Below are 12818 nucleotides of genomic sequence, written 5' to 3' on the forward strand. Positions count from 1 at the left end.
CTGTCAGGATGAAAGCTTATAGTTATCCTGATGGCCTTTTGTATTTTTGTCAGTGTGATAGTGGAGTTCGGGATGCTATGGATATAGGCAAAGAGTCATATTTGGTAAAATTATGTCAACCGATTAATCTTGCTATTTCCTGATCTCAGGGGTTATACTGTAGACAGCAGCAGTGAATCTCTATATAAGGGGGCGTTCACAATGGAAAAAAGATATACAGTCAGACAGGCCGTAACACTGACCGGAGTGAAATCTTATGTCCTGCGTTACTGGGAGGAAGAACTGGAGCTTCGGATCGGACGCAATGAACTGGGACATCGCTATTATACACCGTTTGATATCCAGCTTTTTCTTAAAATAAATGAGCTGAAAAGTAAGGGACTTCAGTTGAAAGCAATCCGTACACTGATCCCACCGGAGGTAAGAAAGACAGATACACCGGATTTTTCAGAATCTGATATCAGGATTCTGGAGGGAGAAGCTGTTGAGCTTGAAGATACCCCAATGAAAAATACGGGATCTGAAAAGGAGTTCATGGAAAAAGCGGAATCCGGGAATACAGAGAAGTGCGGAGCAGATAACGATAAGATATTGGAGTTTCAGGAAATCATGGAACGCCTGATCCGTGAGGAAATGCAGAGAAAGAAAGAAGGAGAGTACCGGTGTCGTTCTCTGGATGAAGCAATCCGCAGGCAGCAGCAGGCAAGAAGAGAAGCAGCAGCTTCCTGTGAGGGAAAAAAGAATAAAAGAAACAGAAAAGGCTGCCGGTAAACCGGCAGCCTCATTCATTATAGCAGCTTATCAAGCTAATGGTGCATTACTCAGCAGAGATAGCACCAACTGGACAGGCCTCAGCGCATGTTCCGCAGTCAACACAAGCGTCTGCGTCGATTACATAATGCTCGTCTCCCTGAGAAATAGCCTCGTTCGGGCACTCACCCTCACATGTTCCACAGCTAACGCATTCGTCAGAAATTACATATGCCATAATTGATATCCTCCTTTTAAATTGTGTATTGTATGTATCCCCTACCAGGGATTCTATCCCCATTCTAATATATCTGCATAAAGAATACAAGTATAAATTTATAAACAAAACTGAAAATTCATAACCCGTTGATTCCATCCCGGATTCGTATTATAATAGCAGAACGGAATGAAAATATTTCGATAAAACAGTAAAGGAGAATACAATCATGGCAAAAGTTACAAAGAGCATGCTGATCGGAGAACTGCTCACTGTAGACCCGAATATCGCACCGATCCTGATGAGAGCAGGAATGCATTGTCTTGGCTGCCCGTCTTCACAGATGGAATCTCTGGAGGAAGCAGCAATGGTCCATGGCCTGGATGCAGATGTCCTCGTAGCTCAGATCAATGATTTTCTTGGTGAGTAATAAACAGAAGCTTTTTTGCTGAAACAAAAGAACCGCTGTCGGGAAATGCAGATCATATGGATCGCATTCCGACAGCGGTTTGTTTGTCTGCAGGATATCTGGTTTGTCAGATATTCAGAAGCTTCTGAAGTGCATGATCAGCGATCAGTGCACAGTGCTCTCTGAAGTAGGCTTCACCGGCTGGTGTGAATGCGCGGCCGATGCCATACTCGGAAAGGATATTGCAGACCTTGTTAAATTCTTCAGGTGTACAGTCTGACTGATGAAGAACCAGCTGATAGACACCGTCTTCTCCTTCACGATAGAGAGTATTATCACCGGTAAAGAAACCATTCATACCATGAGCTGCGGCAATAACATCATCCAGCTCCGGGAAAGAGTACAGGCGTATAAGCTTTACAGAACTCTCAGCTGGCTGCTGTGATGCATCCGGAGTTTCTGTTTCCTGAGAGGTGGAAGTTTCTGCCCTTTTTTCTTCCGGTTTCTGTGAAAGATCCTTAAGTTTGGATTCACAGAGCTTCTGGAAGATATCGATGATATTGTCAGCGCCATCGATCTCTACGGTATCGGAAGGCTTGTTGCCCTTGAAGGGGGCAAATTTGGAAAAACGTGTATCCAGTTCTTCAGGATCTTCCACTTTAGTGATAATGAGGATAACACTTTCGGCATTGACAGGAATAGCCTCGATCATCAGAGGAATATTATCTGCTTCAAAACCAAACTGTATCTGTGCCTGCTGCATCATATCACGAAAGAGACGTTTGGCTTTCTCGGTACCGTATGCAAGTTCACTGATACGGATCTGATGACTGTCCAGATCTTCTTTCGTCAGGGTACAGCGGATCTGATTTTCATTGATTTTTTCTATTTTCATATGATCACATCCTATAGGTGAATAAATTAATCTTTTACATACTGTATTATATAACAGTTATACACAAGATGTAAAGATGCAGAAACCTGAGAAAAAAAGAAAATTTCCTATTCTCTTATAAAAGACTTGCATCTGAAGGGAAATCAGGTATAATGAAAATCAGAAAAGCTGTCTCATCCCAGAAACAAGAAGACAGTAACGATAACTTAAAGTCATATTTTTCTGAAGATAAGGATTCTGTGTGAAATTCATCGGCGAGTCTGTCGGTACACAGATAAATTTTCCCCATTTTATTATTTATATTTTATTACAAGTATCATCCTAACAGGGAAGTTGCAGCTTTTCGAGAACCATTGCTGGTGTTTTCTGAAAATCTAACCAGGAAAGGAGGTCGGGATACGCCAAATATATCACAGGAAAAAAAGAAATCCGCAAAACCCCTTCGAAGGGAACTGGAGCTTTATCGTGAGAACGGAGTTTCTCTTTATCTCAATGGAGCACCAAGCACTCCGAAAAAAATCGCAAAAGCCTGTCAGATTGCGGAAAACGGGGTCTATATGCGGGATTATACGGAAGATGAAGACGGCCATATCGCCTGTGTAAGCTTTGATCTTATTCGTAAAGAATGACCGTACATAAGAAAAAACGGTTCCCCGGATAACGATCATCCCCTGCACTCATGCATACCATGCGGGGAACCGAAATTCTAAAGAAATTGTGAAAAATTATTAAAAGTCGATTTTTATAACGAAATGTAGACAAGATATGTTATAATGAAACAAATTATGACATTTTATACCGAGAGGAAAAAAATATGACAAAAAAACACATACCGATCCTTGTGGTAGGTCTGCTGATCGTTCTGGTCGTTCTTGCCGGAGGGGCTGTTTACGGGATCAATAAGATTATACCAAGCAGGAAACAGATGAATCTGACAGAATACTACGGACAGAATGCAGACGGTGAGGCTGCGTTGATACTTGGAACTGAGAAACTGGAGGAGAAGGCACTTATCTCAGGAGAAGATGTATATCTTCCGCTGGATGTAGTGAACGGATATTTGAATCAGAGATATTACTGGGATAGTGAAAACAAGAAGATCCTGTATGCAACACCATCCAGTCTCACAGAGGAACCGGCTTCAGATAAGGCAGACGGAAACGTGTGGCTGAAGGATGACACGGTTTATCTGAAACTGGATTATGTAAAAGAGTATACAGATATCGATTCTTATATAGGGCAGGATCCTGCAAGGGTTGCGATACAGTACAAATTTACCAATGTGGAGACCGTGACCACAAAGAAGGATACAGTGATCCGCTACCGGGGCGGGATCAAGGCGCCGATTCTTTCCAAACTGGCGAAGAATACAGTTCTACGGCTGATGAATGAAGGTGAGGACTGGGATCAGGTGGCAACCGATGACGGTTACATCGGTTATGTTCAGAAGAAAAAGGTAAGTGCCGTGGATACAACGGATTATGAAAGGGATTTTAAGACAGAGTCCTATACATATCTTACCATGGATAAGCCGGTGAACCTGGCATGGCACCAGGTTACCAGCACAGATGCAAACAGCTATTTCGCAGATGCGGTACAGAATATGACAGGCGTGAATGTGATCTCTCCAACCTGGTTTTCTGTAACGGATAACTCCGGAAATATTTCTAGTCTTGCATCTGGGGAGTATGTGATGCAGGCACATGAAAAAGGACTGAAGGTATGGGGACTGGTGGATAATTTTAATGAGAACATGAGTACCACAGAAGTTCTTTCAAAAACCAGTTCAAGGCAGAATCTGGAGAATCAGCTGATCACTTATGCACTGAAAGCAGGACTGGATGGAATCAATGTTGATTTTGAATCTTTGGGCGAAGAAGCAGGAATCCATTTCCTTCAGTTTTTAAGAGAGCTTTCTATCCAGTGCCACGCCAATAACCTGGTGCTTTCGGTAGATAATCCGGTTCCGGAAGATTTTACCAGTCATTATGACCGTGCGGAACAGGGCAAGGTTGTAGATTATGTGATCATTATGGGCTATGATGAGCATTACGTAGGCTCCGATGCAGGTTCCGTGGCATCTCTGCCATGGGTAGAACAGGGGGTTAAGGATACGCTTTCAGAAGTAGCAGCTCAACGGACGATCCTTGCGATCCCGTTCTACACAAGGCTCTGGAAGACTACAGATGGCGGTGCACTGACAAGTGAGGCCATCGGTATGGATCAGGCACAGCAGACGATCAGTGATAACGGAGCAGAAACGTACTGGGACAAAAAGACAAGTCAGAATTACGGAACCTATGAAGGGGACGGTGCCACATACCAGATCTGGCTGGAGGACTCTAAGTCTATTGCGGAAAAGGTTAAACTGATCAAAAAATACAAACTGGCAGGTGTGGCAGAGTGGAAGCTTGGGTTCGAGAACAGCGGAATCTGGAGCGTGATCACAGAAAACCTGTCATAAACAGAAGAAAACATTGTGATCTTCACAATGCTAAAAACACTCCCGGCAACATATATTAAAATAAATATGCCGGGGGTGTTTTGCGTTGAAAAAACATTTCATAGAATTGGCAATGGCAGTTCTTATGCTGGTCTGTTTTTATATTCTGTCATGGGAAGCGGCAGAAACTGCAGGCAGACTTATAGATGTATCCGGAAATATAAAAGCAGATCAGGTGATCCTGGTGGATGCCGGCCATGGCGGTATGGATTCCGGAATGGTGGGAATCGGTGGATTGAAGGAAAAAGGGATCAATCTGGATATTGCCATGAAACTTAAAGGGATTCTGGAAAAAAAAGGCCTTGCCGTAGTGATGACCAGGGAAGAAGATAAAGGTCTTTATGAAAATGGTACAAAAAATATGAAAGCACAGGATCTGCAGAATCGTATTGAACAGATCCGGAAATATGAACCGGTGCTTTCTGTGAGTATCCATCAGAACAGCTACAGTGATCCCGGAGTAAAAGGTCCGCAGGTATTTTATTATGAAGATTCGGAAAGCGGAAAAGCACTGGCACTTGCGATCCAGGAAAGCATGAACCGGAAGCTTTCCATTGTACGGCCTCGGGTGGCAAAAGGAAACAGGACTTATTATCTTCTGAAGCGAAGTCCGGGTGTGATCAATATCGTAGAATGTGGATTTCTTACAAATCCGGAGGAAGCTTCCCTGCTTCAGACAGAGAAGTATCAGTGCAAGGTAGCAGAGGCTGTGGCCGATGGAATCGTTACATATCTGGAAAAACAGAAGGAAAACGAAAAAAATTGAAAAAAATGTGAATAGCCTTTTCATAGGAAGGTGATTCTGCTATACTTTACGTGAATTAAGGAGAATCCTATGCTTGGAATCATTTATCTTATATTATGTATGTTAACAGGACTGGAAATGGCAGGATGTCTGTTTCCGCGTCAAACAACTGAAAGAGGAAACAGGATATGGGTGGTCCTGCCGGCAGCATTTGGAATAGGGATCCTGATGCTGACCTGGGCAGTCTATATTCTTTCCTGGATGTTCAGCATATGCGCGGGGGCAGAGCATCCTCTTTTTTATGGAAATCTGATCGTATTTCTGGTGGATATCCTGCTGCTTTCGGGAATCTTCCGGTGGAAAAAGAAAAAACAGAAAAAAACGTTTGTGATATCCGAACGGATGATCAGCAGAAAATGGATCCTGAAAAAAGAGCTTCTGCTTTTTGGCATTCTGACGGTCTTTGTGACCTGGATGATGTTTTACGTTTTTTACATGAAAGACGGCATTCTGTACTCCGGTTTTTCTGTATATGGAGATTATGCACCCCACACGGCAATGATGCGATCTTTTTCCAGAGGAAATAATTTTCCAACCCAGTATCCGCATTATGGCGGGCAGGATGTGAAATATCATTTTATGTTCCAGTTCCTTGTGGGAAATCTGGAGTATCTGGGCTTTCGTCTTGATCTGGGATATAATCTGGTAAGCATCCTGTCTCTGGTGGGATTTCTTATGGTGCTTTACGGGATCAGCTACCGGATGTTTAAAAGCTTCTGGGCAGGGGCAGCTGCCATTGTTTTCTTTTTTTTCCGCAGCGGAACAGCGTTCTGGCGTTATCTGTGGGAACATCTTCAGGCGGGGGATCTTGTACGGACTCTGGAAGAAAATACGGCGTTTATCGGTTATACCACCAATGAAAATTGGGGATTATGGAATTTCAATGTATATCTGAACCAGCGTCATCTGGCCTTCGGTCTTCTGATGGCAGCTGTAGCGGTATGGACTTTTATAGATTGGGTGGAAGCCGGATGCAGTCACAAGGAACAGGGCTTTTTGTGGATCCGTAACCGCTTTTTTACAAAAGAAGCCTGGCTCTGCAGAAATGAGGGTACGGCGATCCTTCTGGGTCTGTTTCTGGGATTAACTGCCTTCTGGAACGGAGCTGCGCTGATCGGCGGTCTTCTGATCCTTGCCGGACTGGCAGTTTTTTCTGACGGTAAGCTGGATTATATGATCTGTGCCGGACTGGCGGTACTTTTTTCGGAACTGCAGTCGAAGATCTTTGTGTCGGGAAGTGTTATGAGTCCATCCTTTTACTGGGGATTTCTGGCAGACAATAAAAGCATTTCCGGTGTACTCTGGTATCTGGTGGAGATCAGTGGATTTTTCTTTGTGGGAATGATCGTGGCAGCAGTATTTCTGAAAAGAAGTCAGCGGGCAGTGCTGATGGGCTGTTTGCTACCAATGGTATTTGCATTTCTGGTATCGCTGACTCCGGATATCAATGTCAACCATAAATATGTGATGATCTCCTACGCATTTGTGACAGTGTTCTGGGGATGGAGCGTTAGATGTGTTTTCCTTGAGGGAAAAAAAGGCTGGAAGAAATGGGCCGGTCGCGCAGTGGCAGCCGTCCTTTGTATCTGCCTTAGTGCAACCGGGATCTACGATTACGTGATCATCTTAAGAGATAACGATTCCGCACACAGGATGACTGTAAATATGGAAAGCAGCCTGACGGACTGGCTCAGTGCGAATCTTAAGAAAAATGACCTTCTGCTGACGCCGGAATATACCATGAATGAGGTTACTATGTCCGGTGCCATGCTGTATTGCGGATGGCCTTATTATGCATGGTCTGCAGGGTACGATACGGGCTATCGTGCCGGCCAGGCAGTGCTCATGTATACCACGGATGATCCGGAGGTACTGAAAGCTGCCGTAAAGCAGGAAAAGATCACATATATCCTGTTTGAGGAGGATATGGAATTTGAACAGCAGGAATGTCGTGAGGATATCATCAGGGAGACATATCCACTGGTGTATACCTCAGAGGATGGGAGAATAAGAATCTATGAAACATGACAGCTTATATATCATTATGCCGGCATATAATGAAGAAAAAAATATCGGGACCGTGATCGAGCAATGGTATCCGGTAGTGGAGAAGATCGGCGGGGACAGCCGCCTGGTGATCCTGAATGACGGCAGCAAAGATGCTACCTACAAAAAAATACAGGACTATCAGAAAAAGTATGACCGTCTTATAGGAATTGATAAACCGAATGAAGGGCATGGAGGAACAATACTCAGAGGATATCGTTACGCAGTGGGAAAAGATGCTGATTATATTTTTCAGACGGATTCAGACGGGCAGACACTTCCGGAGGAATTCTGGCAGTTCTGGGAAAAACGTCAAAAGTGCGGGCTTCTTATCGGTTACCGGCAGAAGAGAGAGGATGGGCTCTCCAGGATTTTTGTGACAAGAATACTGCGGCTTGTGCTTTTTCTTATTTTTGGAACCTGGGTAAAAGATGCAAATACGCCATATCGGCTGATGGAGGGAAAACAGCTCGCCAAAGTACTGAAGCGTATCCCAGACGGATTTTTCCTTTCCAATGTGCTGATGACTGTGATCTATGAAAAACATCAGCTTTATGTGGAATATATCCCCATCACATTCCGACCGAGACAGGCCGGAAAAAACTCTATCAACATGAAACGGATCATAAAGATCGGAAGACAGGCATTTGCGGACTTTATCCGTCTGCGGAGCAGGATCTGATACAGGGGGGACAGAAGGATGAAAAAAAAGATCAGAGAATTATTTCCGGAGTTGACTGCAGCAGTGATCCTGACAGTACTTTCTGCGTATCTCCTGGGAGGAGATGTATGGACATTCTGGACGTGGTGGCTGCTTGCACTGTTTATGGGAATGGTGGCAATGCCGGTCACAGGAAGGCTTTTCGGAGGCTTTGAAGACCGGGGCTGGCTTTTTTCAAAGGTACTTGCCATTGCGGTTACCGGATTTCTCACCTGGTTTCTGGTAGCGGTGGAAATTCTTCCTTTTACAGCAGCAGTGTGTGTAGGAGTATCTGTGGCTGTTGGCATTTTGTGTGCTGTACTTTTTCATGTTCAGCTGAAGCATGGGATTGAATGCTATCCGTCAGGAAAGATCCGGTTGGTCTTTCGGGAGGAGCTTTTGTTTTTTGGGATTTTTCTGCTCTGGACTTATCTGGCCGGATTCCGGCCACAGGCATACGGAACAGAGAAATTTATGGATTATGGCTTCATGGAGGCCATGATGCGGAGCAAAACTCTTCCTGCACGTGATCTCTGGTATTCTCAGGGAACCATCAATTATTACTATGGCGGGCAGTATTTTGCAGTATTTCTTACGAAGCTTACAGGAAGCAGAGTGGAAGTGACTTATAATCTGATGCGTACCTTTGTGGCAGCGTTTGCCTTTGTGTATCCGTTTTCGCTGGTCCGTCAGATGACGAAGGACAGGCTGTATGGACGGCTGGATGGAAAGAAGAAATATCTTCCGTCACTGGCAGGAATTACTGCAGGCATTGCGGTATCTATCGCAGGAAATGTACATTATATCGTCTATCGTTGTGTATTACCGCTGATTCGGAAGATGCAGGGAGCGGCAGAAGCAGCCAGCTACTGGTTCCCGGATGCAACACGTTACATAGGGTATAATCCGGTGAATGACAGTGATAAGACCATACATGAATTCCCATGCTATTCGTTTGTCCTGGGGGATCTTCATGCCCATGTGGTAAATGTGATGTTTGTGACATTTCTGGTAGGAATGCTCTATGCATGGCTGAAAATGATCCGAAAAAGAGGGCCTGAGCCTGAAAAACAGGAACGCAGTGTTTTCTGGCTGAGACAGCTTCTGATGCCGCATATCCTTCTGGCGTCAGTTTTTCTTGGCATGTTCCAGTGGACCAATTACTGGGATTTTGTGATCTATTTTGTAGTGACCGGCGGCGTTGTCCTGATCGCAAATATCATACGATTTGAGGGGAAGATAATCAGGATCCTGGCAGTGACGATCGTACAGGCAGTGGAGATCATAGGTCTCTCTTATCTGGTGATCCTGCCCTTTACATTGAAATTTGATACGATGGTACAGGGAGTGGCACTGGCACAGCATCATTCACTGTGGTATCAGCTTCTGATCCTCTGGGGGCTTCCGGTAATCCTTACTGTTTTGCTGATCCTGTCTGTTATCACAGAAAAAATGAGGGGACTGAAGTACAAAAGCCTTTACAGGCTGCTGGAGGCGCTCACAGTTCCGGATCTTTTTGCAGTGATCATGGGCTTATGTGCTATCGGACTGGTTCTGATCCCGGAGCTTGTATATGTACGGGATATTTATGAAAATGGAAATGCCAGAGCCAATACCATGTTCAAGCTGACGTATCAGGCATATATCCTTTTCGGAATGACAATGGGATATGGGATTTACCGTATGCTGGTGGTATCCAAACAGAAAATCATCCGGATCCTTTCAGGTGTGGGTCTTTTTGTACTGCTCTGGACTGTGGGCTATTTCGGAAATGCCGTGCATTCCTGGTTCGGGGATGTCTGGAAGGTTTCGGAGTATCAGGGACTGGATGCAACTACATTTCTTGAGCAGGATTTTCCTCAGGATGCGTCGGCGATCCGCTGGCTGAAGCAGAACATCAAGGGATCTCCTGTGGTGCTCGAGGCTAACGGGGACAGCTATACCGGATATGAGAGAGTTTCTGCATCTACGGGGCTTCCGACCGTACTGGGATGGTATGTGCATGAATGGCTCTGGAGAAATAATGTACCTGACCTCAATGAAAAAAGTGCGGACATCCAGACTATTTATACTTCCACAGATACAGAGACGGTAAAAAAACTGATCAGCCGTTATGATATTTCTTATATCTTTGTAGGAGAACAGGAAAAAGAAAAATATGGAACAGAGCTTAATGACAGTGTTCTTCAGAGTCTGGGAAGCATTGTCTTTGAAGATGATATGTCAGGAACCTACATTGTGAAAGTGGGGCAGGATTGACATTTTTTCCATAATAACGCTATAATATAACTATTATGTGACTGGTACAGATATGTTCTGAGAGATTTCTGCTGGCAGTATACAGAAAAAGCAACAGTTGCGGGATGGCAGCAGAGAGGAGGATATTATGAACAGAATCGACAGACTTTATATGGAAATGATCCATTATTATCAGGGTGATCCGAAACATATCCAGCATTTTGTGAAGGTACATGATCTTTCAAGGCTGATCGGCCAGGGTGAGGGTCTGGACGAAGATACGATGTATGTTCTGGAAGCTGCGGCTCTCGTCCATGATATCGGGATCAAAGTCGGTATGGAAAAATACGGACGCTCTGATGGAAAAACGCAGGAAGCAGAAGGCCCGGCAGCTGCCAGAGAGATGCTTACCGCACTGGGCTTTCAAGATAGGGTGATCCGCAGAGTGGAATATCTGGTAGGACATCATCATACCTATAAGGATATTGATGGGCTGGATTATCAGATCCTTGTGGAAGCTGATTTTCTGGTTAATTATTTTGAAGATGGACTGGATAAAGAACATATAAAGAAAAGTGCAGAGAAGATATTTAAAACAGAAACAGGCAAAAAAATAGTAAAAGACATGTTTTTCCCGGAGACTTTTCCGAAATCCGAAACCTGGGCACAGGATGCCCTTCAGGACCTGGAGGATTTTATTGAAGAGCAGGGGATTTATATCAGACAGTAAATGGAGCGTAAAATGAAAGCAGAAATAGCAGTTATGACAGCGGAGAATATAGACAGAAAGGCAATTGCCCGAGGTGGCGAGATCCTGAAAAACGGCGGGCTTGTGGCATTTCCCACAGAGACTGTATACGGTCTCGGAGGAAACGCCCTGGATCCGAAAGCATCGATGAAGATCTATGCAGCCAAGGGAAGACCTTCGGACAATCCGCTGATCATACATATCGCAGATATCCGTGACCTGGATAAGATCGTTACGGAGGTTCCTGAAAAAGCCAGAGTACTGGCTGAGAAGTACTGGCCGGGTCCGCTGACAATGATCCTTCCCAAAGCAGATATCGTGCCAAAGGAAACAACCGGAGGACTGGACAGTGTGGCAGTACGTTTTCCAAGTGACCGTATCGCACAGGAGCTGATCCTTGCGGCTGGCGGATATGTGGCAGCGCCAAGTGCCAATACTTCCGGAAGACCAAGTCCTACGACAGCGGGGCATGTGGCAGAGGATCTGGGAGAAGCCATTGATATGATCATTGATGGAGGACAGGTAAACATCGGTCTGGAATCTACTATCGTAGATTTTACAGAAGACATACCGGTAGTCCTGCGGCCGGGATATATTTCCCTGGAAATGCTCAGGGAAACACTTGGAGACGTAAGGATGGATAAGGGGCTGATCAAACCGGACAGCAAGGTCCATCCAAAAGCACCGGGAATGAAATACCGTCATTATGCACCAAAGGCAGATCTTGCCATTGTGGAGGGTTCCACAGAGGGTGTGATCGCGGAGATCGAAAGAAGAGCCGGAGAGGCTGAGGATAAGGGACTGACTGTGGGAATTATCGCAACAGATGAAACAAAAGGCCGATATTCACATGGAATCGTAAAGAGTATCGGAAGCCGGGAGCAGGAAGAAACGATCGCGCATCATCTGTACGAGGTCCTGCGTGATTTTGACAGCTGTAATGTAAGTGCCATTTATTCAGAGGCATTTTTTACACCAAGAATGGGACAGGCGATCATGAACCGCTTATTGAAAGCGGCTGGTCATAAAATTATCAATGTTGAGGAGGAGAAAGAAAATGATAGCACTGGGATGTGATCATGGCGGCTATGAGCTGATGCAGGAGGTAAAGAAGCATCTGGAAGAGAGAGGACTGGAGTACAAAGATTTTGGATGCAATGGTCCGGAATCTGTAGACTATCCTGTTTATGGAAAGAAAGTAGCACAGGCGATCGTGGACGGTGAGTGTGAGAAAGGTATCCTGATCTGCGGAACAGGTATCGGAATTTCCATCACTGCTAATAAATTCAAGGGAATCCGTGCTGCACTTTGTACAGATTGCTTTACTGCAGAGGCAACAAGACTTCATAACGATGCCAACATTCTGGCCATGGGCGGTCGTGTAGTAGGACCGGGACTTGCTCTGAAGATCGTGGATACATTCCTGGATACACCATTTTCCGGGGATGAGCGTCATATCAGAAGAATCAACATGATCGAGGATTGATCGATCAGTAAGAAACCAATA

General features: G+C 44.9%; 13 protein-coding genes. 11 read left to right on the top strand and 2 right to left on the bottom strand.

All coding sequences use genetic code 11. From position 1 onward, the window contains the following. Positions 1 to 201: 201 nt before the first annotated feature. Positions 202 to 771: a MerR family transcriptional regulator gene (locus tag DWX61_RS15155; protein WP_118368999.1), complete on the top strand. Its 570-nt coding sequence runs from the start codon at positions 202 to 204 to the stop codon at positions 769 to 771. 46 nt (positions 772 to 817) lie between these two features. Here the strand turns inward: DWX61_RS15155 and fdxA are convergent, their stop codons facing one another. Further along, entirely contained in the window at positions 818 to 988 is a 171-nt protein-coding gene (gene fdxA / locus DWX61_RS15160; protein ID WP_015527180.1) for a 4Fe-4S ferredoxin, read from the bottom strand. A gap of 208 nt (positions 989 to 1196) precedes the next feature. Between fdxA and DWX61_RS15165 the strand changes: the two genes are divergently transcribed. After that, positions 1197 to 1397 (top strand): DUF1858 domain-containing protein, encoded by a 201-nt coding sequence (locus DWX61_RS15165; RefSeq protein ID WP_015527179.1) that lies wholly within the window; start codon positions 1197 to 1199, stop codon positions 1395 to 1397. A 106-nt stretch (positions 1398 to 1503) separates the two neighbouring features. Here the strand turns inward: DWX61_RS15165 and DWX61_RS15170 are convergent, their stop codons facing one another. Then, complete coding sequence (locus tag DWX61_RS15170; RefSeq protein WP_118369001.1) at positions 1504 to 2271, bottom strand: adaptor protein MecA; 768 nt, start codon at positions 2269 to 2271, stop codon at positions 1504 to 1506. Between the two features lie 359 nt (positions 2272 to 2630). Here DWX61_RS15170 and DWX61_RS15175 point away from each other — a divergent pair, with 359 nt between their 5' ends. The 9 genes from DWX61_RS15175 to rpiB all read left to right on the top strand — a co-directional run bounded on the left by DWX61_RS15175 (position 2631) and on the right by rpiB (position 12797). Further along, positions 2631 to 2900, top strand: a complete 270-nt coding sequence (locus tag DWX61_RS15175; RefSeq protein WP_021651392.1) for a hypothetical protein — start codon at positions 2631 to 2633, stop codon at positions 2898 to 2900. Between the two features lie 185 nt (positions 2901 to 3085). Continuing rightward, positions 3086 to 4735: a glycosyl hydrolase family 18 protein gene (locus DWX61_RS15180; protein WP_118626157.1), complete on the top strand. Its 1650-nt coding sequence runs from the start codon at positions 3086 to 3088 to the stop codon at positions 4733 to 4735. Positions 4736 to 4820: 85 nt separating this feature from the next. Further along, positions 4821 to 5540 carry an N-acetylmuramoyl-L-alanine amidase gene (locus tag DWX61_RS15185; RefSeq protein ID WP_227752328.1) on the top strand — a complete coding sequence of 240 codons (720 nt, stop codon included), beginning with the start codon at positions 4821 to 4823 and terminating at the stop codon, positions 5538 to 5540. A gap of 69 nt (positions 5541 to 5609) precedes the next feature. Then, positions 5610 to 7607: a hypothetical protein gene (locus DWX61_RS15190; protein WP_118626159.1), complete on the top strand. Its 1998-nt coding sequence runs from the start codon at positions 5610 to 5612 to the stop codon at positions 7605 to 7607. Further along, positions 7597 to 8307, top strand: coding sequence for a glycosyltransferase family 2 protein (locus tag DWX61_RS15195; RefSeq protein ID WP_118626161.1), 711 nt, complete (start codon positions 7597 to 7599; stop codon positions 8305 to 8307). Before DWX61_RS15190 ends, DWX61_RS15195 begins: the two co-directional genes overlap by 11 nt. 18 nt (positions 8308 to 8325) lie before the next feature. After that, on the top strand, positions 8326 to 10584 hold the full coding sequence (locus tag DWX61_RS15200; protein WP_118626163.1) for a DUF2298 domain-containing protein: 2259 nt from the start codon (positions 8326 to 8328) through the stop codon (positions 10582 to 10584). A 127-nt stretch (positions 10585 to 10711) separates the two neighbouring features. Next, the gene (locus DWX61_RS15205; RefSeq protein ID WP_118626165.1) at positions 10712 to 11293 is read left to right on the top strand and encodes an HD domain-containing protein; all 582 of its coding nucleotides are present in this window, start codon (positions 10712 to 10714) and stop codon (positions 11291 to 11293) included. A gap of 12 nt (positions 11294 to 11305) precedes the next feature. After that, a complete protein-coding gene (locus DWX61_RS15210) occupies positions 11306 to 12388 on the top strand; it encodes an L-threonylcarbamoyladenylate synthase (protein ID WP_118626187.1) in 1083 nt (360 codons plus the stop codon). Then, positions 12369 to 12797 (top strand): ribose 5-phosphate isomerase B, encoded by a 429-nt coding sequence (rpiB, locus tag DWX61_RS15215; protein ID WP_015527166.1) that lies wholly within the window; start codon positions 12369 to 12371, stop codon positions 12795 to 12797. The genes DWX61_RS15210 and rpiB overlap by 20 nt, the downstream gene beginning before the upstream one ends. The last annotated feature ends 21 nt before the right edge of the window (positions 12798 to 12818 follow it).

The sequence above is a fragment of the Ruminococcus sp. AF20-12LB genome, assembly GCF_003478985.1.
Taxonomy (GTDB): domain Bacteria; phylum Bacillota; class Clostridia; order Lachnospirales; family Lachnospiraceae; genus Blautia_A.